Source organism: Frankia sp. AiPa1 (genome assembly GCF_023243075.1).
Taxonomy (GTDB): Bacteria; Actinomycetota; Actinomycetes; order Frankiales; family Frankiaceae; genus Frankia.
Genome location: NZ_JALKFZ020000031.1, coordinates 37382 through 60339 on the forward strand (window position 1 = coordinate 37382; position 22958 = coordinate 60339).

Genomic DNA, 22958 nt, shown 5'->3' on the forward strand with positions numbered 1-22958 from the left:
GCCACGCCGGTCCGCCCCAGTGAGGGCGGGACGACCTGACCCCGCCGACGTGGGTTTTTTCCGCATGCCCTGATCCGCCTGTGTTCGAGTGGCGTTCCTCGTCCGAGACGCCGCCGAACATTCGCCGTGGATCCGCGGCCTGCGGGCATCTCAACCACAGCGACAGCGCGGCCGCCGCGGTGCGGCGAGCCGGCGCGCGCCGACTAGCACGAGGACAGGACGAGGAGCGTCATGACCGAAAGTCGCGGCACCAAGGCGGGTAGGTCGGTAGCCAGGCCGTCCGGGCTGAAGATCCGCCGCTCGCGTACCACCGCCGGGGTCCATCCCTACGACGAGGTCACCTGGGAGTCCCGGGACGTCGTCATGACCAACTGGCGGGACGGCTCGGTCAACTTCGAGCAGCGCGGGGTCGAGTTCCCCGACTTCTGGTCGGTCAACGCGTCCAACATCGTGACCAGCAAGTACTTCCGCGGCGCTCTTGGCGGGCCGGTCCGGGAATCCTCGCTGCGCCAGCTCATCGACCGGGTCGTGCTCACATACACCAAGGCCGGCCGCGAGCACGGTTACTTCGACGCCGACGCCGACGCCGAGATCTTCGAGCACGAGCTGACCTGGATGCTGCTGCACCAGGTATTCAGCTTCAATTCTCCCGTCTGGTTCAACGTCGGCACCTCGGCCCCGCAGCAGGTCTCCGCTTGTTTTATTCTTTCCGTTGATGACACCATGGAGTCTATTCTCAACTGGTATAGGGAAGAAGGGCTGATCTTCAAGGGTGGCTCGGGGGCGGGGCTGAATCTGTCCCGTATTCGCTCCTCGAAGGAGCTGCTGTCGTCCGGGGGCACCGCCTCCGGGCCGGTGAGCTTCATGCGTGGCGCCGACGCGTCGGCGGGGACGATCAAGTCGGGCGGCGCGACCCGGCGGGCGGCCAAGATGGTCGTGCTGGACGTCGACCACCCGGACATCGTCGAGTTCGTCGAGACGAAGGCGCGTGAAGAGGTCAAGATCCGGGCGCTGCGCGACGCTGGGTTCGACATGGACCTCGGCGGGCGGGACATCGCCTCGGTGCAGTACCAGAACGCCAACAACTCGGTGCGCGTCACCGACGAGTTCATGCAGGCCGTCGTCGACGAGAGCACCTTCGACCTGCGGGCCCGCCTTGACGGCCGCACCATCGAGTCGATCGACGCGAAGGGGCTGTTCCGGACCATCGCCGAAGCGGCCTGGGCGTGTGCGGATCCCGGCATCCAGTACGACGGCACCATCAATGACTGGCACACCTGCCCGGAGTCCGGCCGGATCAGCGCGTCCAACCCGTGCAGTGAATACGTCCACCTGGACAATTCCAGCTGCAACCTCGCGTCGCTGAACCTGCTGAAGTTCCTGCGCCCGGACCGGACGTTCGACGCCGAAGCGTTCGTCGCCGCCGTCGAGATAATCATCACGGCGATGGACATCTCGATCTGCTTCGCGGACTTCCCGACGCCCGAGATCACCGCGGTGACCCGCGCCTACCGGCAGCTCGGCATCGGCTACGCCAACCTGGGCGCACTGCTCATGGCCAGCGCCCGCGCCTACGACTCCGACGGCGGTCGAGCCCTCGCCGCGGCGATCACCTCGCTGATGAGCGCCACCGCCTACCGCCGGTCCGCGGAGCTCGCCGGCATCGTCGGCGCCTACGACGGCTTCGCCCGCAATGCCGACGCCCACCGCCGGGTCGTGCGCAAGCACGCTGTCGCCAACGACGACGTGCGCTCCGTGCACCCCGAGGACGCCCGTGTCCTCGCCGCCGCCTCGAAGGAGTGGTCGAAGGCACAGAGCGTCGGCGAGAAGCACGGCTGGCGCAACGCCCAGGTCAGCCTGCTCGCCCCGACCGGCACCATCGGCCTCGCGATGGACTGCGACACCACCGGCATCGAGCCGGACCTCGCCCTGGTCAAGATGAAGAAGCTGGTCGGCGGCGCCAGCATGAAGATCGTGAACCAGACGGTCCCGGCGGCGCTGCGCGCGCTCGGCTACACCGAGGAGACCCTCGAGGCGATCGTCGAGTTCATCGCCGAGCACGGGCACGTCGTCGATGCGCCGGGCCTTCGCCCCGAGCACTATGACGTGTTCGACTGCGCCATCGGTGAGCGGGCCATCTCCCCGATGGGCCACGTGCGGATGATGGCCTCGGTGCAACCGTTCCTGTCTGGCGCGATCTCCAAGACGGTGAACATGCCGGCGACGGCCACCGTCGAGGACGTCGAGGAGATCTACCTCGCCGGTTGGCAGGTTGGCCTCAAGGCCCTGGCCATCTACCGGGACAACTGCAAGGTCGGCCAGCCGTTGACCGACGTCAGGGGTGCGAAGCGGGACGCGGCCGCGGCCGCCGCCCGCGAGCCTGCGGCTGCTGCCGAGGTGGAGTACCGGCCGGTGCGCCGCCGGTTGCCGAAGACACGTCCGTCGCAGACGGTCTCGTTCTCCGTCGGCGGTGCCGAGGGCTACCTCACTGCCGGGTCCTATCCGGACGACGGCCTCGGCGAGGTCTTCATCAAGATGTCGAAGCAGGGCTCGACGCTCGCCGGTGTCATGGACGCCTTCGCCATCGCGATCTCCATCGGCCTGCAGTACGGGGTGCCGCTCGAGGCCTACGTCAGCAAGTTCATCAACATGCGCTTCGAGCCCGCCGGGATGACCGACGACCCCGACGTCCGGATCGCCCAGTCGATCATGGACTATCTGTTCCGCCGCCTGGCGCTGGACTATCTCGACGCCGACCACCGCGCCGAGCTCGGCATCTCCACCGCCGCCGAACGGACCCGTACCGTCGCCGGCCAGTACGGCAGCACCCCCGCTCCCGCCGACGAGACCGTGCCGAGTGCCCTGCCCGGAACGGCGGACGCCGTGGTCCACCTGAACGGGCACGGCCCCGAGCACGTCGCCCGGGAGCTGCGTCTCGCCCCGCCTGGCGAGTCGCTGGTCGCGCAGACGGTCGTCGACGCTCCGCTGTGCTTCACCTGCGGAGTGACGATGCGCCCCGCCGGCAGCTGCTACGTCTGCGAACAGTGCGGCTCCACCAGCGGCTGCAGCTGATCCACGCCGCCCTCCGGACCTGGCGCGCGGGCCTACTCGCAGAAGACGCGCACCTTGGCGTCGGGGGAGTCGACCTCCACGGTCACCTCGTCGAGGTGCTCGACGAGTGCCTCGAGCTGTTCGGGCTTGAGCTGGGTGAGGTCCAGCGGTACGCCCGACCTGCTCAGTTCGGTGTTGGCCCGGCCCAGGGCCTGCGGCGGGACCAGGGCTGCGAGCCGCACGCCGGCCCGCAGCAGCTGCAGCGGCACCCGCACGTTGACCCGCCCCGGCTCGCCGTTGTCCACGGTGTCCACGAGCACCCGCAGGTACTTCGGTCTGCCCTTCGGACGGATGTCGGGCCCGACCGCGGCGGGCGGCTGGTCCGCCTCGAGCGCCGAGAGGAGCCGCTCCGCCTCCGCCGCGGTGATCTTGCCCTCGGCCAGTAGGTCGAGAATGTCCTTGCGCTGGTCGTTCATCAGAGCCTCCAGGGGACGAGCGTTATCGGACGGTGACGAGCACGGCCGTATGACCCTGCTCGAGGTCGAACCGGGTGCCCGGCAGGGCACAGATGATGCGCAGTGCGGTGCCGAATGCCCGCACCGCACTGATGCGGTACCTGCGACAGGCGACGACCGCTACCGGCACGGCCAGCAGAAGGAGCGGCGAGAGCACGACGACCACGGGAAGCACCGGAACCCAGATCCGCAGGGGGTGACCGCTCGAGCGCCTGATCCGTGCGGTCACCAACTGCGGCATCACGAGCGGTCCTCCAGCTCGGACACCGCCTGCTGGGCGGTGATCTCGCCGCGGCGCAACCGGTCGATGACGTCGGCCCGTGACGGCGCCGGATCGGTTTCGACGAAGTCGAGCATCCGCATGATCCGGTTCAGCCGTGACTTGATCGTCGGATAGCTCACCCCGAAGATCCGTTCCATCTCTTTGATGGAGCCGTGGCACCGCACGAACGCCGTGACGAAGACCTGGTCCTCGACGCCCAGCTGGGCCAGCTGAGGTAGCTCGAACTCGCCCTCGACCGCCACGCCGCTGCCCGCCAGGCGCACCCGCTCGACGACGAACGGCTGACCTCGGGTGAGGTCCGTGAGCTCCTGCCAGTCCATCGCGCGCTTTGCCATGTCTGAGATTAGACCGCTTCAGACTTCAACTTTCAAGAAGTTGACCTTAATTTTTCCAAGACGTGCGGCGGCGCGGATCCGCTTCGCCGCCTTCGGTCCGCGGTGCGGTGGATGCCGACGGCACGGGGCACCGAGATCGGCAGACGGTTCCGCGGAACCGTCGCGGCGGGGTGGACGGGCCGTCGGCGCGGTGCGGCGTCAGCGCTGGGTGGCGAGGAGGTCGAGGAGCAGGGCGGCCGTCCAGGAGAAGCGGTTGCTGCCGGCGCCGGTGCCGTCGAGGGGGGAGTAGTACTCGAACATGGCGCCCGAGGCCGCGATCACGTCGACGGTGTTGCGGCGCAGGTCGTCGGCGGCGTCCAGGCGGCCGTAGCGCTCCAGGCCGTCGGCGATCAGCCAGTTCATGTTCACCCAGACTGGGCCCTGCCAGTAGCAGCGCGGCAGGAAACTCGGGTCGTCCTGCGGGACGCTGGCCACGCCGAACCGCGACCAGTACCGCGGTGAGGTGAGCATCTTGACCATCTCGTCGACCCGGTCGTCGGGCACCACCCCGGCATACAGCGGCAGCAGGCCGGCGATCGTCTCGTGACGCAGCAGCGTGTGGGTACGGAAGTCGCGGCTGTAATACACGCCGTCGACGACGAGCTGGCTGATGGCCTCACGCGAGCGGCGGATCGAGCGGCGCAGGCGGGTCGGGATGACCTCGCCGATCTCGGCGGCGATCGTCGCCAGGTGCTCGTTGGCGCGGATCAGGATGGAATTGAACGCGACGTCCTGCACCAGTGGGACGATCGTCCGCCGAATCTCGCGGAAGTTGTAGTGCGCCCGGCGCAGTTCGCGCACGATCCGGTACAGGGTGAACAGGTCCCCGGAGGTCAGCCGCTCGTCCGGGGGGACCTCCTTGGAATCGCGGCGCAGTGCGTCGAGCGCGTCGTCCCCGTTGACCCGGCGCAGCACCCGCACGCCCAGGGGAGCGACCGGTCGGGTGATCTCCATCCAGGTCGGGGTGTTGTCCATGCCCGACTCCCAGGAATGGACCAGCGCCACGAGGCCGTCGTCGTCGGGGTCGCGCTCGTCGTACAGCCACTGGTGAAAGCGCAGCAGCCCCGGGTAGAGCTGCCGGTAGAACGCCGCGCGCTGCGCGTCGGACATCTTCTCGCCGACCCGGACGGCCGCCTCGGCAATCATGGGCGGCTGGGTCACGCCGGTGCTCTGCGCGCCGCCGGCGGTCGTGGTCACCCGGTCGCACCGCCAGCGCTGCGGGCCGGCGTGGTAGAAGTCCGTGGTCTCGGCGAAGATCACGTGCGGGATCATCCCGTTCGGCCACTGGCCGCCCAGCAGCGAGAGGATCTCGGCCGCGGCGCGCTCGGGGTCGAGGTGGCGCAGCCCGATCGCGATGAAACAGGAGTCCCACAGCCACTGGTGCGGATACAGCGTCGGCGACGGTCGGGTGACGTCGCCGAGGTCGTTGCCACGCAGCACCGAGACCGCGGTCTCACGCAGCGCCGCCAGCTCTGTCGGGAGGCTGGGTGCGACCATCGTGTGAGAGTAGCGGTCACACCCTGTGCCCACAGGGAGGCCGCCCCGGGTGTGGCCCGCGTTACGAGGCGCGGACGCGCACCGTGGCGGCCCGAAGCGACCGCGCCGACCAGGCCGCCACGTGTTGGCGTCGATTGGCTTCGATGAGCGTCGTCGACGGGTCGCCGATGCCGGCAGGCCGAGCCTGGCGCAGGGCGTGCACCGGACAGCGCCGGGACGGCGCGAAGACATGGACCCGCGAAGACATGGACCGGAGTGCGCCCGGGTGGGGGTCGTCGCGCGGTGGTGCCGGCACCTCTCGGCATGGCCAACGGTGGGTTGCGGCCCGATGGCGGTAGCGGCGCGAAAATGTGGCACGCGCAGCAGCCGCCGCAAATTCTCGCCTAAAGTGATTATTCTGCTACTCGCAGTTGAGGATGTGGGGCTCGGGCGGCGCTCCCGGTACGCAAGACGGTCAAGATAGTTCGCTGAACACGCCACACGAGGGGATCTGACAGGTAGTCTTCGCGACAGCGAGTCCAGCGGCTCGAGGGCTAGGGTCTACACTGCCGGTAGGCCCGGCGATCGCTGATGTCCGGGTGCGCCTGCACAGGGAATGGTTCCACGGCATCGTTCGTTGCCCCCCATGTGCACGGAAACAGATGTCCCACCCGCACCGACCATCGGATTTGCCACTGATGACGCTGCCTGCCCTGGACCTTGCCGAGCGTACCGACGAGAACCGTCCGCGTAGCCCGCGGCGCGCTCGCCGGTCCGCAACCCCTGCCCGTACCGCCCCCAGCCGCTCCCTGGCCGCGGTTCCTGACGACGTCGACGAGCTTGACGTGAGCGCCGTCGCCGAGGTCATCGCCCGTGGTCGTGATGCCGGCGAAATCAGTCGTGCCGAGCTGCGAGACGCCCTCGAGGCCGCGGACATCGGCCTTGAGCTGCTGCCCGCGCTCATCGCGCGGCTGAACGCCGCCGGCGTCGAGCTCCTCGAGGATGAGGACGGCGAGGCGGCCAGCGACACCGTCGCCGTCAGTCGTTCCACCTCCGAGCACGCGGGCACCGCGGATCTCGTGCGCATGTACCTGCGCGAGATCGGCAAGGTGCCGCTGCTCAACGCCGCTCAGGAGGTCGAGCTCTCCAAGCGGGTCGAGGCCGGCCTGTTCGCCGAACACAAGGTGGAGTCCGTCCCCGACCTGCCCGCGGACCTCCGCCGGGATCTTGGTCTGCTGGTCAAGGACGGCCACGCCGCCAAGCAGCAGCTTGTCTCAGCGAACCTGCGCCTGGTCGTCTCCGTCGCGAAGAAGTACAGCGGTCGCGGGATGACCCTGCTGGACCTGGTCCAGGAGGGCAATCTCGGACTCATCCGCGCGGTGGAGAAGTTCGACTACGCCAAGGGCTACAAGTTCTCGACCTACGCGACCTGGTGGATCCGCCAGGCCATCGGTCGGGCACTCGCCGACCAGGCGCGGACCATCCGCATCCCGGTCCACGTCGTCGAGCAGATCAACAAGATCACCCGCCTGCAGCGCCAGCTCGTCTCCACGCTCGGTCGGGAACCGACCGACGAGGAGCTCGCGCTCGAGCTCGACATGCCGATCGAGCAGGTCGTCGAACTGCGCCGCTACGCGCAGGACACGGTCAGCCTGGAAACCTCCGTCGGTGACGACGGCGATTCCGTGCTCGGCGACTTCATCGAGGACTCGGACGCGACCTCGCCTGCCGACGCCGCGTCCTACGGCGCCATGCAGGACGAGATCGACAACGTCCTCGGTGGGCTCAACCCGCGGGAGCGGGAGGTGATGCGGCTGCGGTTCGGCCTCGCCGACGGCAAGCAGCACACCCTCGCCGAGGTGGGCAACCGCCTGGGTCTCACTCGGGAACGCATCCGCCAGATCGAGCGCGACACGCTGCGCGAGCTGCGTAAGCCCGCGGTCGCCGGCCGGCTGCGCGAGTTTCTCGACTGACTGCCGTCCGCCGGCACCACCTACCGCCGGCGGTCGCGGAACTCACCCGCCCGGCGGGTGCGTGTTCGAGGTCTCGGGTGGCATCCACCCGCAACCGCGGTGGAGGGTGACCGCGGAACCGGGGGAACCGATGAAAGCCGGATCTTCGCCTGATCAGCGGCGAAGATCCGGCTTTGTTGTCTGGGCCATCGAGGAGGTCTGGGCCGCTGCCGCGAAGGCCAGCAGGGCCTGCGGGTTCGCCACGGCGTCGAGGCTGACGACATCGGCCAGCTCCGCCCCGGCAAGCAGACGCCGCAGCGGGACCTCGAGTTTCTTGCCGGAGTGGGTACGCGGCACGGCAGCGATCTCGATGATCTGGTCCGGCACGTGCCGAGGGCTCAGTTCCGAGCGCAGCGCCGTGCGGATCCGGTGGGCGGTCTGCTCGGTCAGGCCGGCTTCGGCCAGCACCACGAACAGCAGCAGCCCGCCGCCGGCGGCGCCCAGCGGGCCGGCGGCGTCCGAGACGTCGACGGCGATGCTGTCCAGCACCTCGGGCAGCGCCTCGACCACGCCGTAGAGCTCCGCGGTGCCGATCCGCACCCCGTGCCGGTTCAGGGTCGCGTCCGAACGTCCCTCGACAACCGCGGCGCCGTCCGCGGTGAACCGCACCCAGTCGCCATGGCGCCAGACGCCGGGATAGGTGGAGTAATAGGCCTCACGCAGTCGCGTGCCGTCCGGATCATCCCAGAACGACACCGGCATCGAGGGCATCGGCGCGGTGACCACGAGCTCACCGACCTGGTCGACGAGCGGCGCGCCGCCGGGGTCGAAGGCCGCGGCGGCGCAGCCCAGAGCACGGGAACCGATCTCCCCGGCCCGCACGGGCAGGGTCGGAAGGCCGGCGAGCAGTGCCGTGCAGACATCGGTGCCGCCGCTGATCGACGAGAGCAGCACATCCGGGCTCACCGCGTCGTACACCCAGGCGTAGCCGGAGGCCGACAGCGGCGACCCGGTCGACCCGATGGTGCGCAGCAGCGACAGATCGTTGTCATCCCCGGGCACCAGCCCAGCGTTCCGGCAGGCGTGCAGATAGGCCGCGGAAGTGCCGAGAACCGTCAGCTCCAGCGCCTCGGCCAGACCGAACTGGGTGCCGAGCGTCGGATAGCCGGGTGCGCCGTCGTAGAGCACCACGGTCGCGCCGACCAGCAGGCCGGACAGCAGGAAGTTCCACATCATCCAGCCGGTTGTCGTGAACCAGCAGAATCGGTCGTCCGGACCGAGGTCGAGATGCAGGGCCAGCGTCTTGAGATGTTCCAGCAGGATGCCGCCGTGGCCGTGCACGATCGCCTTGGGCGGCCCGGTGGTGCCCGACGAGTACAGAATCCACAGCGGGGCGTCGAAGGGAACACGGGTGAACGTGGGCTCGGCCGCGTCGTCCGCCATCAGCTCGTCCCAGGTGAGCAGGCCCGGCAGCCCGGCCTCCTGGGCCTGGGTGAAGGCATCGGCCGACAGATACGGCACGATCACCGTCGCGGCGAGGCCCGGCAGGTCCGCGGCGACGGTGGCGAGCGCCTCGATCGTGTTGTAGGCGCGGCCGCGGTGGCTGTAGCCGTCGACGCCGAACAGCACCTTCGGCGCTACCTGGGCGAACCGGGAGGCGAGCGCCGTCGGGCCGAGTTCGGGAGCACACGACGACCACACCGCGCCGATGCTCGCCGTGGCCAGCATCGCCACCGCCGCGTAGACGGTGTTGGGCAGGACGGCGCAGACGCGGTCGCCGGCGGTGACGCCGAGGGCGCGCAGCCCCGCCGCGGCGCGGGCGACCTGGCGGCGCAGCTCGTCCCAGGACACGACGGCGGTGGCGCCGTCCTCCCGCACTCCGATCACGGCAGGTGCCGGGCCACGCCGGGTCAGCGCGTTCTCGGCGTAGTTCACCCGCGCGCCCGGGAACCACACGGCGCCGGGCAGCGTCGCGTCGGCCAGCGCCGGCCCCGGGCCGCGCTCACCCTCGACGGCGCAGAAGTCCCAGATCGACTCCCAGAAGCCGTCCGGCTCGCTGACCGACCACCGCCACAGCGCGGGGTCGTCGTCGAGCGCGACACCGCGCTCCTGCGCGAGCCAGCTCCGGTAGTGCGTCACCGCCGCCTGGCTGGCCCGTTCGGGGGAGGGCTGCCACAGCGGGGTGCCGGGCCGGACGTGCCTCCCGCCGGCCGTCTCTGGTAGCGGTGTCGTTCCGTCTGCTGCCACGGGCACTGACCCTAGGGCATTTCAGAAAGGCGCATGGCCAGCCCGGGGCGCCTGCACCGATCGCGTGCGGCTGCCCGAGCGCACCCGTTCAGGCTACCGTCGAAGGCGTGATGGTGCCGACGCTGCTGGCCTGGGATCCCGCGATGGCCCACTACGACTTCGGGCCGCAGCATCCGCTGCACCCGATCCGGCTGGGCCTGACGATGGATCTCGCCGGCCGTCTCGGTGTGCTCGACGCGCCGGGGCTGGAGCTGGTCGCGCCGACCTTCGCCCCGGACGATCTGATCGAACTCGTCCACGACCCGGCCTATGTCGCCGCCGTGCGGGCCGCCCCCGAACCCGCCCAGGCCTGGCTCGCCGCCCGGTTCGGCCTCGGCAGTACCGACAACCCGGTGTTCGACCGGATGCACGAGGCCGCCGCGCTGATCACTGGCGGGACGCTCGAGGCCGCCCGGGCCGTGTGGTCGGACCCCCCGCGGCACGCGGTGTCGATCGCCGGCGGTCTGCACCACGCGATGCCGAGTGCCGCCAGCGGCTTCTGCGTCTACAACGATCCGGCGGTCGCGATCGCCTGGTTGCTCTCAGCCGGCGCCGAGCGGGTCGCCTACGTCGACGTCGACGTGCACCACGGCGACGGTGTGCAGGCGGCGTTCTACGACGACCCGCGGGTGCTCACGATCTCGTTGCACCAGTCCGGGCGCACCCTGTTCCCGGGCACCGGGTTTCCGGACGAGTCCGGTGGGCCGCAGGCAGCGGGCAGCGCCGTCAACGTGGCGCTGCCCGCGCGCACCCGTGACGCCGGCTGGCTGCGGGCGTTCTCCGGGGTGGTCCCGGTGCTGTTGCGCGCGTTCCGCCCGCAGGTACTCGTCACCCAGCACGGCTGCGACACCCACGCGTTGGACCCACTGGCCGACCTGGATCTGTCGGTGGACGGCCAACGGGCCTCCTACGAGACGCTGCACGCCCTGGCCCACGAGTTGTGCGAGGGCCGCTGGCTCGCCTGCGGCGGCGGCGGGTACGCACTGGACGCCGTCGTGCCGCGGGCGTGGACGCAGCTGCTCGCGATCGCCGCGCATCATCCGCTCGAACCCGGCGCGGCGCTACCGGCGCAGTGGCGGGCCGCCGCGCCGGAACAGGTCCGCGCCGCCACCGGCCGCCCGTCGGTCGGCTCGGTAGCCGGCATGCCGCGCACCCTCGGGGACGGTGCGGGCGTGCGCTACCGGCCGTGGGACGCCGGCGACGGCGACCCGGACAGCCCACTGGACCGGGCGATCGCCGCGACCCGGCGCGAAGTTCTGCCGCTGCACGGCCTCGACCCGTCCGTCGACCGATGAGCGCGCCGGGCAGCCAGGTGCGGGGTGGGCGGGCGTCCACCGGTGGGTGAGGCGGACCCGGTCGTCTACCCGGCCGAGTGGGAGGCCGACGTCATTCTCACCGACGGCGGCACGGCGCACCTGCGGCCGGTCCTGCCCTCCGACGGGCCGCTGCTGCGGGCGTTCTGGACCCGACTGTCCCCGCAGACGATCTACTTCCGCTTCTTCGCGGCCCGCCGCGTCCTGTCGGACGCCGACATTCACCGCATCGTCGTGGTCGACCAGCGCCTGCGGGGCGCCCTGGTCGCCATGATCGGCGAGGATCTGGTCGCGCTCGCGCACTGGGAGAGCAGCGCGTCGCACCCGACCGAGGCCGAGATCGCTTTCCTGGTCCAGGACGACCAGCAGCGCCGGGGCCTCGGCTCCATCCTGCTGGAACACCTGGCCGCGGCCGCACGCGACCGGGGGATCCGTCGGTTCGACGCGGACGTGCTCGGCGAGAACCGGCAGATGCTCAGGGTTTTTCTTGACGCCGGCTACACAGTGGCCCGGGCGTTCGACTCCGGCGCGGTACGGCTCTCGTTCGAGATCGCGCCGACTGAGCGGTCCGTTGACGTCATGCGGGCCCGCGAGCACCGGGCGGAGGCCGCCTCCATCCGCCGGCTGCTGCATCCGCGGGCGATCGCCGTGCTCGGCGCGGGCCGATCGACCGGATCGGTGGGCAACGCGGTGCTCCATCACCTGCTGGCCGGCGGATTCGACGGCCCGGTGTACCCGGTCAACCCGGCAGCCGCGGCCGCCGGCACAGCCGTCGCCTCGATTCGCGCCTACGCCGGCATCGAGGACGTGCCCAAGCCTGTGGACCTGGCCGTGGTGTGCGTGCCGCCGGCCGAGGTGCCCGGTGTCGTCGCCGCCTGCGGGCGGGCCGGCGTCTGGGGCCTGATAGTGATCACTGACCAGCGGGACGACGCCGCGGACGGGATGCTGGTGGCCGAGGCACGGGCCGACGGGATGCGGGTGGTGGGTCCGGCGAGCATGGGCGTGCAGAATCCGCGGGCGGGCCTGAATGCCAGCATGGTGCCCTGGATGCCGCCGGCGGGCCGGATCGGCTGCTATGCGCAGTCCGGGCCGTTCGGCGGAGCGATTCTGGAGGCGGCCGCGGCGCGCCAGGTGGGTCTGTCCGCGTTCGTCTCCGCCGGGGACCGCGGCGACGTCAGCGGCAACGACCTGTTGCAGTACTGGGAGGAGGACACCGCCACCGACGCCGTGATCATGCATCTGGAGACGTTCGGCAACCCGCGCAAGTTCGTCCGGCTCGCCCGCCGGGTCGGCCGGCGCAAGCCGGTGGTGACGGTCTACTCGGGCCGTTCCGTGCTCGACGACGCGCTGCTGCGCCAGGCCGGCGTGATCGGCGTGGACCGGATCTCGCAGGCGTTCGACGTCGCCCTGCTGCTGACCGCGGGCCCGCTGCCGGCCGGACGGCGGGTCGCCGTCGTCGGGGACTCGCGGGCACTCGTGCGGCTGACCGCCCGGGCGGCGGATGCCGCCGGACTCGACGCCGAGGAGGTGCTGCTGCCCGCTGGCGGCGATCCGGCGATGTTCGCCGACGCGGTGCTGGCGGCCGCGGGTCGGGTCGACGCGCTGATCGTGTCGGTCGTGCGGCTACCGGTCGTCCTGCCCACCTCGGCGCTCGGCGGGCTGGCCCTGGCCCTCGGCCGGATCGAGGTGCCGGTGCTGATCGCGCTGCGTGGCATGGCGCTGCCGCCGAGCCTGGCCGGTGTCCCGGTCTACCCGTCGCCGGAGGCGGCGGTGTCCGCCCTTCGCCGGGTGGCCGGTTACGCGGAGTGGCGGGCTCGGCCTAGCGGCACCGTGCCCACCCCGGCGGACGTTCCGGTGCGCGTCGACGACGTCCGTCCACTCGTCGCCGACGTCACCGGTCGGATGTCCGACGTCCAGGCCGGGGCACTGCTCGCCCGCTACGGCATCGGCGTACTGCCTGCGCCGGTGGTGACCTCCGGGGACGAGGCCGCCCGGGCTGCCGCGGAACTCGGCTTTCCGGTGGTCCTCAAGACTCTGGCCGAGCCCTACCGTCACCGGGCGGACCTGGGCGGGCAGCGCCTGCACCTGGCCGACTCGGACGCGGTGCGGGCAGCCTGGGCGTCGCTGCGCGCCCAGCTTGGACCGGCGCCGATGATCGCCGTGCAGCCGATGGCGCCGGCCGGCGTGCCGGTGGTCGTCGGGTCGGAGGAACATCCCCGTTACGGGCCGTTGGTGTCCTTCGGCCTGTCCGGTCCCGCGACCGACCTGCTCGGTGACCGTGCGCATCACATTCTGCCGTTGACCGACGTCGACGCCGCGCGGTTGGTGCGGATGGTGCGGGCCGCTCCGCTGCTGCTCGGCTATCACGGGTCGCAGCCGTTGGACGTCGCCGCGTTGGAGGACCTGCTGCTGCGGGTGGGCCGTCTTGCCGACGACCTGTCCGAGGTGACCAGTCTCACCCTTGACCCCGTGGTCGTCTCCGCGGGGCGGATCACGGTGCTGTCCGCCGAGATCGTCCTCGGGCCGTCCGCGCCCCGGGCCGATGTCGGCCCGCGCCGCTTCTGGTCTCCGGCGCTGCCCGGCGGGGACCATCCGCCGCCCGTGACTGACCAGGCGCGACCCGCCGTCGGAGCGCCGGCTACCCGGGGCGGTTCTGCCCAACATGGTCACACCGGCCACAATCGTCTCCCATGACGTCGCCGCACTCCGAGCAGCCCCCCATCTGGCCTGCATCCGGAGCCTTCGGGGGTCCCCAGTCCGACGCTGGTTGGCCCGTTCGGGCCACGGGAGTGGCAGGGGCGGGCGTACCCGCAACGGGGGTGTTCGACCGGGGGACCCCCGGCGACGCCGCGCAGATCTCGGCATCGGCATCAGCGTCGGCATCGGCCACCGGGCCTGGGCGGGGCGGCGGACGGGACCTGCCCGTGCTGCCGCCAGGCTGGCCGATGGTGCAGCGCGAGGCCATCGACGGCACCGGTCCGCGGCGCCCGGCGGACGGCGCGCCGCCCGGGTACGGCCGGCCGGAGCCGGGTCCCGCCGAATCCGGCGGGTTCGGACCTGATGCGTCTGATGCGTCTGGCCCGTCTGGCCCGTCTGGTTCTGCCTCGTTCGGGTCCGGTCCTTTCGGGTCAGGGTCGTCCGGTTCGGGGCCGTCGGGCTCCGGATCATCGGCCGCCGGCGCGGCCGGCCCCGGGCGGGGGACGATCGCTGCTGCCGCCGCCGCGGTGGTGGATCCGGCGGTCGCCGTCTACGCGTTGCTCGACGCCCTGTTCGCCCGGGCCTCGGTCGGGCTTGCCCTGCTCGACCGGGCCGGCCGCTTCGTCCGGGTCAACGACACGCTGGCCCGGCTGGGTCGCCGGCCTGCCCGGGAGCATCTGGGCCGCACCATCAGCGAGGTGTTGGGGGACACCGGGCAGGAACTCGACGCGCTCGTCGCCGGCGCACTGCGCACCGGCGAACCCGTACTCGACCTCGAGGTGGCGGTCGCCGGCGGCGCTGGGGAACCGGCCCGGACCTGGTCGGCCAGTTGGTTTCCGGTGCACGACCCGCAGCTCGGCCCGGTCGGCCTCGCCTTCGTCGCGGTGGACATCACCGGCGTTCGCCAGGCGGAGCGGGAACGCGCGCAGGCGCAGGCACGGTACCGGGCGGTGGCCGAGGCCGGCGGCGGGGACGTCTTTCACGCGACCGCTCAGGGAGGTCTTGACGTCGATCTGCCCGCCTGGCGGTCGGTGACCGGTCAGCACCCGGGTGATCTCGCCGGTACCGGCTGGCTTGCCGGGGTGCACCCCGACGATCGCGAGAACGTGGCCCGGCTCTGGCATGCCACGCTCGATCGCGGTGGCGTGTTCGAGGCCGAGTTCCGGCTGTCCGGGCCGCCCGCGACCGGACCTTCCGAGGCCGGCGCCGCGCATGGCGCGCCGCGGGTGGTCGTGGCGCGCGTGCTGCCGGTGGTGGTGGGGGAAGGCCGGCCAGTCGAATGGATCGGTGTTCTGCGTGACCTCAGTGCGCAACGGGCCGCCGAGTCCGGCCAGATCGAGGCGCGTCAGCAGGTCGAGGGGGCCGTCCGCCAGGCCGAGGCGGCGCAGTCCCGGGCCGAGGCGGCGCAGTCCCGGGCGGATGTGGCCGAGACGCGGACAGCGGCGGCCGAGCAGCGGGCCGAGGTCGCCGAGGCAGGGGCGGACGCCGCGCAGGAGGCGTCGCGGACGGCGCTGGCACAGGCAGCGGCCGGGCAGCAGCGGCTCGAGGCCGCCGTACGTCGGGCGGAGGAAGCCGAGGCACAGGTAGCGGCGGCCCTGGAAGAAGCCGGGTCGGCCGCGGAGCAGGTGAGTTCGGCCGATCTGCGGGTCAGCGAGGCGCAGAGCCTGGCCGAGGCTGCCGACCAGCGCGCGCAGGCCGCGGTCGGCCAGGCGGAAGCCGCGGTCGGTGAGGCACAAGCCGCCGACCGCCGTGCGGAGCAGCTCGCCGAACAGGCCGCTGCCGCCGAGTCGCGGGCGACGGCCGCCGAGCGTGAGGCCGCTCAGCATGCGGAACAGGCCGCCGCGGCGACGCAGCGGGCGCAGAACGCCGAAGAAGCGGTGGCGGCGACGCAGGCTCGGAGCGACCAGGCGGAGCGGGAAGCGGTGGCCGCGGGCGACTGGCTCGAGGCGGGCGGCCGGTTCGCCCTCGCCCTCGCCGGCGCGGGCACCGTCGATGACGTCGTTACCGCGATCCTGGACGCCGGGGGCGACGCGGTGCAGGCCGGCAGGCGTGGGGTGGCCCTGGTCGACGCTGACCACGACCAGCTGCGCTTCCTGCGCCCGTCCGACCGAGGCAGCCGGGACTGGTCCTGGCCGGACGTGGCCCTCGGCGCGGTGCATCCCGTCGCCGAAGTGGTCCGCGGCAGCCGGGGGCTGTACCTGGCCGACCGCGACGAGCTGCTCGCTCGTTGGCCCGTGGCAGACCTGGCCGACGCCGTCGCCGCCACCGGCGAGCAGGCGTGGGCGCTGCTGCCGCTCACCACCGCGGACGGAACGCCGTTCGGCGTGGTGACCTTCGGGTTTCCGGCACCTCGGGCATTCACTCTGATCGAACAGGTCTATCTGGACGGTGTGGCCGCGGCGGCCGCTCGGGCGATCGAGCGTGCCGGCACCCATGACCGGCTCGCCGGGGACGCTGTCGAGGGCCGCGCCGCACTGAGCGTGGCTGACACGGAACGGGAAGCTCGCCTGGTCGCCGCCGGCCGACTGGATCTGCTGGCCCGCGCCACCGCGGTCGTCAACGCCCCCGGCGATGCCCGCGCGGCGCTGCGGTCGTTCGCGCGGCTGCTCGTCGCCGAGGTCGCCGATGTCTGCGCGATCCACCTGGTCACGCAGGCCGCTGACCGGGCCTCCGTCGACGGTTCGTCCTTGGACGGTACGCCGCCCGCACCCGCGGTCGCCTCCGCCGGCCCGGACGATCTGGCCGGTCGGGCCGACATCCCCCCCGAGGTCTCCGCGGCGACGGGTGCGACGGAGGCGGACGCGGACGCGGACCCAGCGGGCATCGGCGCCGGGGACGGTGAGCCGGACGGCGCTGTCGATCCGGACAGCGATGTCGATCCGGACGGCGGTGAGGCCCAGCTGGCCGTCGGCGCCGAGCAGGCCGAGTCCGGCGGGAGCGGGATGGCGGGAGCGACCGGTCGATCCGGCACGGAACCTGTGCCCGGGCTGACGACCCTGATCGTCGCGGTCGGTTCCGCCGGAACACGCGTCCCGGGGAGCGACGGGAGGGGCTCGGGCGCCGGGCGGAGTCCCGCGGCGGACCAGGTGGCCCGGACGGCCTGGGCCGCGGCCCTCGTCGCGCCCCCCGACCCGATCGCCGCGGTGGCCGAGGGGGCGGGCGGGCGCATCATCGTCCACGCGGCGGACGGCTGGGAGCCGCCGGCCGACACCGCCCGCTGGCTGCGCCAGATCGACGCCGACACGACTGCCGTGCTGCCCGTGCCGGGCCCGGACGGGATCGCGGCGGTCATCACCCTGACGCGCACCGCGGAACAGACCCCGTATACCGACAGCGACCTCACGTTCCTCGCCGAGCTCTCCGCCCGCGCTGGCGTGGCCCTGGGGCGTATCGAGCGGGACCGGGCCGCCGTCGACGGAGCCGTCCAGCTGCGGGAGACGCTGCGTGGCACCCGTCCGGGCGCTCCCGTCGGCCTGCAGGTCGCGGCCCGCTACCTTTCCGCGGGTGGCGAGGGCAGGGCCGGGGGCGAGTGGTCCGACGTGGTCGATCTCGGCGCGGGTCGGATCGCGCTTGTCATCGGGGAGGCCCGTGGCCAGGACGTGGCGGCGACTGCCACGATGGGCCAGCTGCGGGCCACGGCGCGGGCCTGCGCGCGGCTGGACCTGCCGCCCGGCGAGGTGCTGGCCCTGCTGCACACGGTGGTCGCGGACGCACCGGGTGAGCAGTCTGCCACCTGCCTGTACGCGATCGCCGAGGTGGACACGGGTGTCCTGACGCTGGCCAGCGCCGGGCATCCCCCGCCCCTGGTTGTCGCCCCCGACGGCCTGGTCTCCCGGTTGTACATGGCGGTCGGGGCACCGCTCGGGGCGGCCCGCGCCGCGGCCGGGGTGGCGGGCGAACCCACCGAGTACACCGTCCGGCTGGGCCAGGGTTACCTGCTCGCGCTGTTCACCGACGGACTGGTCCGGGCGGGCGGGCGGGATGCCGACGCGGGCGTGTCGGACCTGGCGGCGGTGCTCGCCAGCATCGGTGATGGCGCTGGCGCCCCGCTCGACGCCCTGGTTGATGCCGCCTGCGCCGGACTCGGCCGGGACGGCGAGCCGGCGCCGGACGATCCGGGTGTGGCCCTGCTGTTCGCCCGCCTGCCCGCCGATCCGCTCGCCGGGCCGACGCTGCTCGACGTCACCGTGGATGGTCCGGACGGGCTACGCGCCGTGCGTGCGCAGTCCAGGCTCGCGTTGGAGAACGCCAACCTCAGCACCGCGCTCGTCGACGTCATCGTCCTTGTCCAGTCCGAGCTGACCAGCAACGCGGTCCGGCATGGGCGCCCGCCCCTGAGCGTACGGCTGCGCCTGCTGGGCACCCGGGCCGTGGTCGAGGTGGCCGACAGCGGCGGCCGGCTGCCCCGCCGACGTCTGGCAGCCGTCGACGACGAGGCCGGCCGAGGGCTGGACCTGGTCTCGCGGCTCGCCGTGCGCCAAGGCACCCGGCCGATCGCCGCTGGCAAGGTGGTGTGGGCGGAGATCGACCTTGTCGATCCGCCGACCCACTGAATGGCCCGATCGGGGCCTGCGGGGCGGTGTGGTGGGTTCGCGGCCGTCCTCCTGCCGCCGGACGGGTCAGGTCGCGTAACGTGAGCGTTATGCCGGACGCGGTGCTGCGCCTTGACCACGTCAACGTCGTACGCGACGGTTCCCCGCTGCTGCGGGACGTGACCTGGGAGGTGGCGTCCGGGCAGCGATGGGTGGTGCTCGGGCCCAACGGTGCGGGCAAGACGACGCTGCTGCAGGTCGCCTCCGGGCGCCTGTTCCCCACCTCCGGCATGGTCGATCTGCTGGGCTACCGGTTGGGCTCGGTGAACATGCTCGACCTGCGTTACCGGGTGGGTGTCGTCAGCCCGGCGCTGGTCGAGATGCCGCCGGGGGACGAGCGGGTGCTCGACGCGGTGGTGACGGCCGGATGGTCGGTGTTCGGCCGGGCCGAGGAGCAGTACGACCAGGTCGACCTCGATCGAGCCGCCGGGCTGCTCACCCAGTTCGGCTGCCGGGAGTTGCGCGAGCGGCGGTTCGGGACGCTGTCCGAGGGCGAACGCAAGCGGGTGTTGATCGCCCGGTCGCTGATGACCGATCCTGAGCTGCTTCTGCTCGACGAGCCCGCCTCCGGTCTTGATCTCGGTGCCCGGGAGGCGTTGCTGCGCCGGCTGACCCGCTTCGCCGCCGATGCCACCGCGCCGGTCACCGTTCTGGTCAGCCATCACGTGGAGGAGATCCCGGTCGGGGTCACCCACGCGTTGCTGGTCCGCTCGGGCCAGGTGCGTGCTGCCGGGCCGGTCGCCGAGGTGCTGACCGCCGACCGCCTGTCGGACTGTTTCGGCATCCCGCTCGAGATCACGGTGACCGCCGGGCGCTACTCCGCCCGGCTCGCGGCTCGCCCCCCGGCGCGCCGTCCCGCCTCCGTCGGCGTCTGAGCGATCCGCGGCGTCGGCCCGCGTTTTCCGGTCCTGCCCCACCTCACCGTCGTCCTGGACGAGATGTCCGTCGCCAATGGCGGCCGGGATGGGCAGGGGCGGGGGTCCCGGGGACATGCGGACACGGCCACGGGGGACGCGCGGAAGAACGGCGTCCGACGGACACGGCCACGGGGGACGCGCGGAAGAGCGGCGTCCGAGAGGTGTGGCAGGGCGGATCTCGCCGGTCGGCGTGGCCGGTTCCGCGCGTGGGATGCGTGCGGCCGGCAGTGGTCCCAGCGGGGCCATGAGGGCGTCAGCCGACGCCCTCCGGTGTGATGTCCCTTGCCGCCCTGGGAGGTCCCAGATAGCCCGGTGAGTCCGCGTGGACTGATTTCCTCCGGATGCCCCCCACTGGACCCACCATGGTCCGCTGGAGGGCCAGCCGGAGGGCTGGCGGCCACCGTAGGGGCCACGGGCCCCCGGGCGGTTCACGAACGACCGTTGGCACGCCGAAGGCCCATCGGGAGCGGCGCCTGACGCCCGCACGGCGCGCTCACCTGCCCCCAGGCGCATCGTAGGCGGCCGGGTCAGATACCGATCGTGTCCCGCAGCCAGCGGGCGCCGCGGGTACTGGCGCCGATCATTCGCACCCGGCCGGCGAGCGCTCGATCCGAGGTGATCACAAGGGTGCCCGGACCGGCGTCGTGTGCGGCGGCCACAATGGCATCGTCGCCGTGTCCGGGCGCGTGCACGATCTCCAGGGCGGGCCGTTCGGCCGATCCGGTCCACAACCCGCGGGCGGATACCGGATCAGCTCTCAAGCTCGACCCCGCGAAATCCCCCGTAACAGCCTTCCCGCCGGGGCCGTTGGCAACCGGGCCGGCCGGGTAACCGGAGCGCGCCGCACCCTCGAGTACGACGACGATTCGCTCGGGCGGCCTGACCGACTCGGGTGATGCGCGCTGGACGCCGGACTCGTCGATCCACGCCGAAATGGCGGCGATCAGCCGGCGGGCGGCGCCTGGACGGTCGCGCCACCAGCCGTCGGCACCGGCCCCAATCACGTTGGCGCCGTCCATCACCCACGTCTGTGGGTACTCATCCGTGCGCCGAGGCATAGGGTCGGCGCCGGAATCAGGCGTACTCATCCGCCGCGCCGATCTCCAATGGCATTCGTACCGGTCGGTTCCGCTCCCTGCGCCGCCGCCCCAAAGCACCCACCGGCTCATGGCCGCCGATTGCCAGGCAATCACCCGGGGAGTCGGTAGACGAACACGATCGGTGTCCCAAGCTCGGTGGACATGCTCGCCGCCTGGCCGACGGCCGCCCAACTGTCCGGTTGCGGTCGGCGTTTCGGCTGGGAAGGTGTGATTCGCAGAACATGATCACTCCCTATCGCGACGGGCTTGGCACCCAGCTTTGGGTTGCGCACTCCGAGCACCACACCGCCGAGCGCTAGTCCGTCTCTTGGTGTTCGGCAGCTCGAGTTCGCGACTCCGTCCAAGCGCGCGTGACAGTTCCTGGTGTTCTCGTGGTAATACTAGACGCGTGAGTTCTGCGGTCCGCTGACCTGAAGGAGAGTGGCATGGCTCAGAAGACCATCGTCTCGTTGATTGACGATCTCAGTGGAGAAGAGGCCGACGAGACTGTCCGCTTCGGACTCGACGGTGCGCAGTATGAGATCGACCTGTCGGAGAAGAACGCCACGAAGTTGCGCGAGTCCCTGGCTCCGTTCGTCACCGCGGCCCGCCGTTCCGGCGGTCGTGCGGCCGGCAGTCGCCGTGGCGTGCGTACCCCTTCGCGGCGTACCGGTGGAACCGACCGCACCGCCGACATTCGTGAGTGGGCGCGCAGCAACGGATACACGGTGAGTGACCGTGGCCGTATCGCCTCCAACATCGTTGAGGCGTACGACAAGGCTCACTGATCCTGGCCTTGACGGCTTTTCCGGGCCGAGGCGCTTGAAGCAGTGGACCCCGTAGTACCCATCGCGCTCGCGGTATTCCGCCGCGGGCCGCGCGCCTCGCTGGCCCTGGACCTGCCGGTCAGGTTTTCCCGGGGCGTGTTCCTGCCACACCGGCATGGCTGGTGTGGCAGGAACGTTTGACCACCGGCCGCCGACGCAGACTGTCGCCGGCTCTGTTCGTTCCGTCAGTTCGGCAGGTGTTGACCCATCCAGTTTTCGACCTCTTCCGCCGTTCGCGGAAGCGCGGCCGACATGTTCTGGCATCCATCCCTGGTGACCAGGATGTCGTCTTCTATCCGCACCCCGATGCCGCGTAGCTCCGGGGGGACTGTCAGGTCGTCGGGCTGGAAGTACAGGCCAGGTTCCACAGTGAGGACCATCCCCGCGGCGAGGGCGCCGTCCCGGTACGCCTCATCCCGCGCCGCGGCGCAGTCGTGCACATCCAACCCCAGCATGTGGGATGTGGAATGCAGGGTGTATCGCCGGTGCAGGCCGGCGTTCGGCGCCTGCGGATCCTCGGACAGTGAGGCCTGCGCCCCGCCGGGAAGCAGCCCCCAGTCCTCGAGCGCCGTGGCGATGACCCGCATGGCCGCCCGATGCGGATCCAGGAAGGACGCGCCTGGCCGGACCGCCTCGATGCCGGCCTGCTGCGCGTGAAGTACCACGTCATAGACCTTCCGCTGCAGGTCGGTGAACCGACCGGTGATCGGCAGCGTGCGGGTGACGTCGGCGGTGTAGAGAGATCGTCCCTCCACTCCCATGTCCAGCAGGGCGAGGTCACCGGCACGCACCGGGCCGTCGTCGCGGACCCAGTGCAGGGTCGTCGCGTGCTGCCCGCAGGCAACGATCGAGCCGTATCCCACGTCGTTGCCGTCGACCCGCGCCCGGCGCCAGAACGTGCCCTCCAGCCAACGTTCTCCGTTGGCCAGTGTCATGGCGTGGCCGATTTCCCCCACGCACTCGGTGAAGCCGCGCGTGGTGGCCGCGACGGCATCGTCAAGCGCGAGGAGCTCGAAGTCGTCCTTGACCAGCCGAAGTTCGGAAAGTGTCTGGGCCAGTTGGGCGTCGCGATCGACATCGGCGCCGTCGGCTGACCAGCGCAGCACCGAGCGGTCTACCAGCGGATCGATTCCCCGCAACACCCTGGTGTTTCGAGGCGCGAGTCGGGCGAGGGCGTCGGAGAGTTCGGACAGGGGCCGACATTCGATCTCCAACGCTGTCTGGGTCTCGCGCACCCCTGGGCGGGGCCCCACCCACAGTTCGCCGTATCGACGATCGGCGTAGAACGCTGAGGTGGACCGATCCGAGCGGCCGGGGACATACAGCGTTGCCGTGTGCTCGCCGGCCGTGTTCGGTAGCAGAACCAGTACGGCGTCCGGTTCATGACAACCTGTCAGCCAGAAGAAGTCACTTCCCGGACGGAACGGATAATCTGTGTCGTTTGCCCGCACCCGCAGGCCACCGGTCGGCACTACCAGGACGTCCGTGGGGAACCGCGCACCCAACAAGTCGCGTCGTTTCGAGGTGTAGGGTGCGCAGTCATCGCGGGATGGCAGAGCGTTGTCCAGGGGGGCCCAGCCGGCCGCCATAAATCGC

Annotated in this window: 14 protein-coding genes; 7 read left to right on the forward strand and 7 right to left on the reverse strand. The window is 71.6% G+C overall.

The window, feature by feature from the left end; all coding sequences use genetic code 11:
- The first annotated feature begins 231 nt into the window (after nt 1-231).
- Complete coding sequence (locus MXD95_RS04300; RefSeq protein WP_250639209.1) at nt 232-3072, forward strand: vitamin B12-dependent ribonucleotide reductase; 2841 nt, start codon at nt 232-234, stop codon at nt 3070-3072.
- Nucleotides 3073-3104: 32 nt separating this feature from the next.
- Here the strand turns inward: MXD95_RS04300 and MXD95_RS04305 are convergent, their stop codons facing one another.
- The 4 genes from MXD95_RS04305 to MXD95_RS04320 all read right to left on the reverse strand — a co-directional run bounded on the left by MXD95_RS04305 (nt 3105) and on the right by MXD95_RS04320 (nt 5720).
- Nucleotides 3105-3527 (reverse strand): SHOCT-like domain-containing protein, encoded by a 423-nt coding sequence (locus tag MXD95_RS04305; protein ID WP_250639210.1) that lies wholly within the window; start codon nt 3525-3527, stop codon nt 3105-3107.
- Between the two features lie 22 nt (nt 3528-3549).
- On the reverse strand, nt 3550-3807 hold the full coding sequence (locus MXD95_RS04310) for a hypothetical protein (RefSeq protein WP_250639211.1): 258 nt from the start codon (nt 3805-3807) through the stop codon (nt 3550-3552).
- Nucleotides 3807-4184 (reverse strand): DUF2089 domain-containing protein, encoded by a 378-nt coding sequence (locus tag MXD95_RS04315; RefSeq protein ID WP_250639212.1) that lies wholly within the window; start codon nt 4182-4184, stop codon nt 3807-3809. The genes MXD95_RS04310 and MXD95_RS04315 overlap by 1 nt, the downstream gene beginning before the upstream one ends.
- A gap of 198 nt (nt 4185-4382) precedes the next feature.
- Nucleotides 4383-5720: an MGH1-like glycoside hydrolase domain-containing protein gene (locus tag MXD95_RS04320; protein ID WP_250639213.1), complete on the reverse strand. Its 1338-nt coding sequence runs from the start codon at nt 5718-5720 to the stop codon at nt 4383-4385.
- Nucleotides 5721-6397: 677 nt separating this feature from the next.
- Between MXD95_RS04320 and MXD95_RS04325 the strand changes: the two genes are divergently transcribed.
- Nucleotides 6398-7672: an RNA polymerase sigma factor gene (locus tag MXD95_RS04325; protein WP_250639214.1), complete on the forward strand. Its 1275-nt coding sequence runs from the start codon at nt 6398-6400 to the stop codon at nt 7670-7672.
- A 153-nt stretch (nt 7673-7825) separates the two neighbouring features.
- On the opposite strand, the gene MXD95_RS04330 is transcribed toward MXD95_RS04325, so the two are convergent.
- The gene (locus MXD95_RS04330) at nt 7826-9898 is read right to left on the reverse strand and encodes an acetoacetate--CoA ligase (protein ID WP_250639215.1); all 2073 of its coding nucleotides are present in this window, start codon (nt 9896-9898) and stop codon (nt 7826-7828) included.
- Nucleotides 9899-10041: 143 nt separating this feature from the next.
- On the opposite strand from MXD95_RS04330, the gene MXD95_RS04335 reads away from it, so the two are divergent.
- The 4 genes from MXD95_RS04335 to MXD95_RS04350 all read left to right on the forward strand — a co-directional run bounded on the left by MXD95_RS04335 (nt 10042) and on the right by MXD95_RS04350 (nt 19414).
- The gene (locus tag MXD95_RS04335) at nt 10042-11232 is read left to right on the forward strand and encodes an acetoin utilization protein AcuC (protein WP_374121965.1); all 1191 of its coding nucleotides are present in this window, start codon (nt 10042-10044) and stop codon (nt 11230-11232) included.
- A gap of 42 nt (nt 11233-11274) precedes the next feature.
- Nucleotides 11275-13944, forward strand: a complete 2670-nt coding sequence (locus tag MXD95_RS04340; protein ID WP_250639217.1) for a bifunctional acetate--CoA ligase family protein/GNAT family N-acetyltransferase — start codon at nt 11275-11277, stop codon at nt 13942-13944.
- A gap of 530 nt (nt 13945-14474) precedes the next feature.
- The gene (locus MXD95_RS04345) at nt 14475-18500 is read left to right on the forward strand and encodes a SpoIIE family protein phosphatase (protein ID WP_250639218.1); all 4026 of its coding nucleotides are present in this window, start codon (nt 14475-14477) and stop codon (nt 18498-18500) included.
- 89 nt (nt 18501-18589) lie between these two features.
- Nucleotides 18590-19414 (forward strand): ABC transporter ATP-binding protein, encoded by an 825-nt coding sequence (locus tag MXD95_RS04350; RefSeq protein WP_250639262.1) that lies wholly within the window; start codon nt 18590-18592, stop codon nt 19412-19414.
- A 569-nt stretch (nt 19415-19983) separates the two neighbouring features.
- Here MXD95_RS04350 and MXD95_RS04355 read toward each other — a convergent pair.
- Entirely contained in the window at nt 19984-20475 is a 492-nt protein-coding gene (locus MXD95_RS04355; protein ID WP_250639219.1) for a hypothetical protein, read from the reverse strand.
- A 506-nt stretch (nt 20476-20981) separates the two neighbouring features.
- Here MXD95_RS04355 and MXD95_RS04360 point away from each other — a divergent pair.
- The gene (locus MXD95_RS04360) at nt 20982-21323 is read left to right on the forward strand and encodes a histone-like nucleoid-structuring protein Lsr2 (RefSeq protein WP_250639220.1); all 342 of its coding nucleotides are present in this window, start codon (nt 20982-20984) and stop codon (nt 21321-21323) included.
- A gap of 224 nt (nt 21324-21547) precedes the next feature.
- Here MXD95_RS04360 and MXD95_RS04365 read toward each other — a convergent pair whose 3' ends face one another.
- On the reverse strand, nt 21548-22951 hold the full coding sequence (locus MXD95_RS04365; protein ID WP_285223513.1) for an aminopeptidase P family protein: 1404 nt from the start codon (nt 22949-22951) through the stop codon (nt 21548-21550).
- Nucleotides 22952-22958 lie beyond the last annotated feature (7 nt).

Excerpts from the sequence above, each read along its gene's own strand:
- MXD95_RS04300 (WP_250639209.1), top strand. The coding sequence starts at position 232 with ATGACCGAAAGTCGCGGCACCAAGGCGGGTAGGTCGGTAGCCAGGCCG.
- MXD95_RS04350 (WP_250639262.1), top strand. The coding sequence starts at position 18,590 with ATGCCGGACGCGGTGCTGCGCCTTGACCACGTCAACGTCGTACGCGAC.
- MXD95_RS04315 (WP_250639212.1), bottom strand. The coding sequence starts at position 4,184 with ATGGCAAAGCGCGCGATGGACTGGCAGGAGCTCACGGACCTCACCCGA.
- MXD95_RS04365 (WP_285223513.1), bottom strand. The coding sequence starts at position 22,951 with ATGGCGGCCGGCTGGGCCCCCCTGGACAACGCTCTGCCATCCCGCGAT.
- MXD95_RS04320 (WP_250639213.1), bottom strand. The coding sequence starts at position 5,720 with ATGGTCGCACCCAGCCTCCCGACAGAGCTGGCGGCGCTGCGTGAGACC.
- MXD95_RS04335 (WP_374121965.1), top strand. The coding sequence starts at position 10,042 with ATGGCCCACTACGACTTCGGGCCGCAGCATCCGCTGCACCCGATCCGG.
- MXD95_RS04305 (WP_250639210.1), bottom strand. The coding sequence starts at position 3,527 with ATGAACGACCAGCGCAAGGACATTCTCGACCTACTGGCCGAGGGCAAG.
- MXD95_RS04355 (WP_250639219.1), bottom strand. The coding sequence starts at position 20,475 with ATGGACGGCGCCAACGTGATTGGGGCCGGTGCCGACGGCTGGTGGCGC.
- MXD95_RS04310 (WP_250639211.1), bottom strand. The coding sequence starts at position 3,807 with ATGCCGCAGTTGGTGACCGCACGGATCAGGCGCTCGAGCGGTCACCCC.
- MXD95_RS04360 (WP_250639220.1), top strand. The coding sequence starts at position 20,982 with ATGGCTCAGAAGACCATCGTCTCGTTGATTGACGATCTCAGTGGAGAA.
- MXD95_RS04325 (WP_250639214.1), top strand. The coding sequence starts at position 6,398 with ATGACGCTGCCTGCCCTGGACCTTGCCGAGCGTACCGACGAGAACCGT.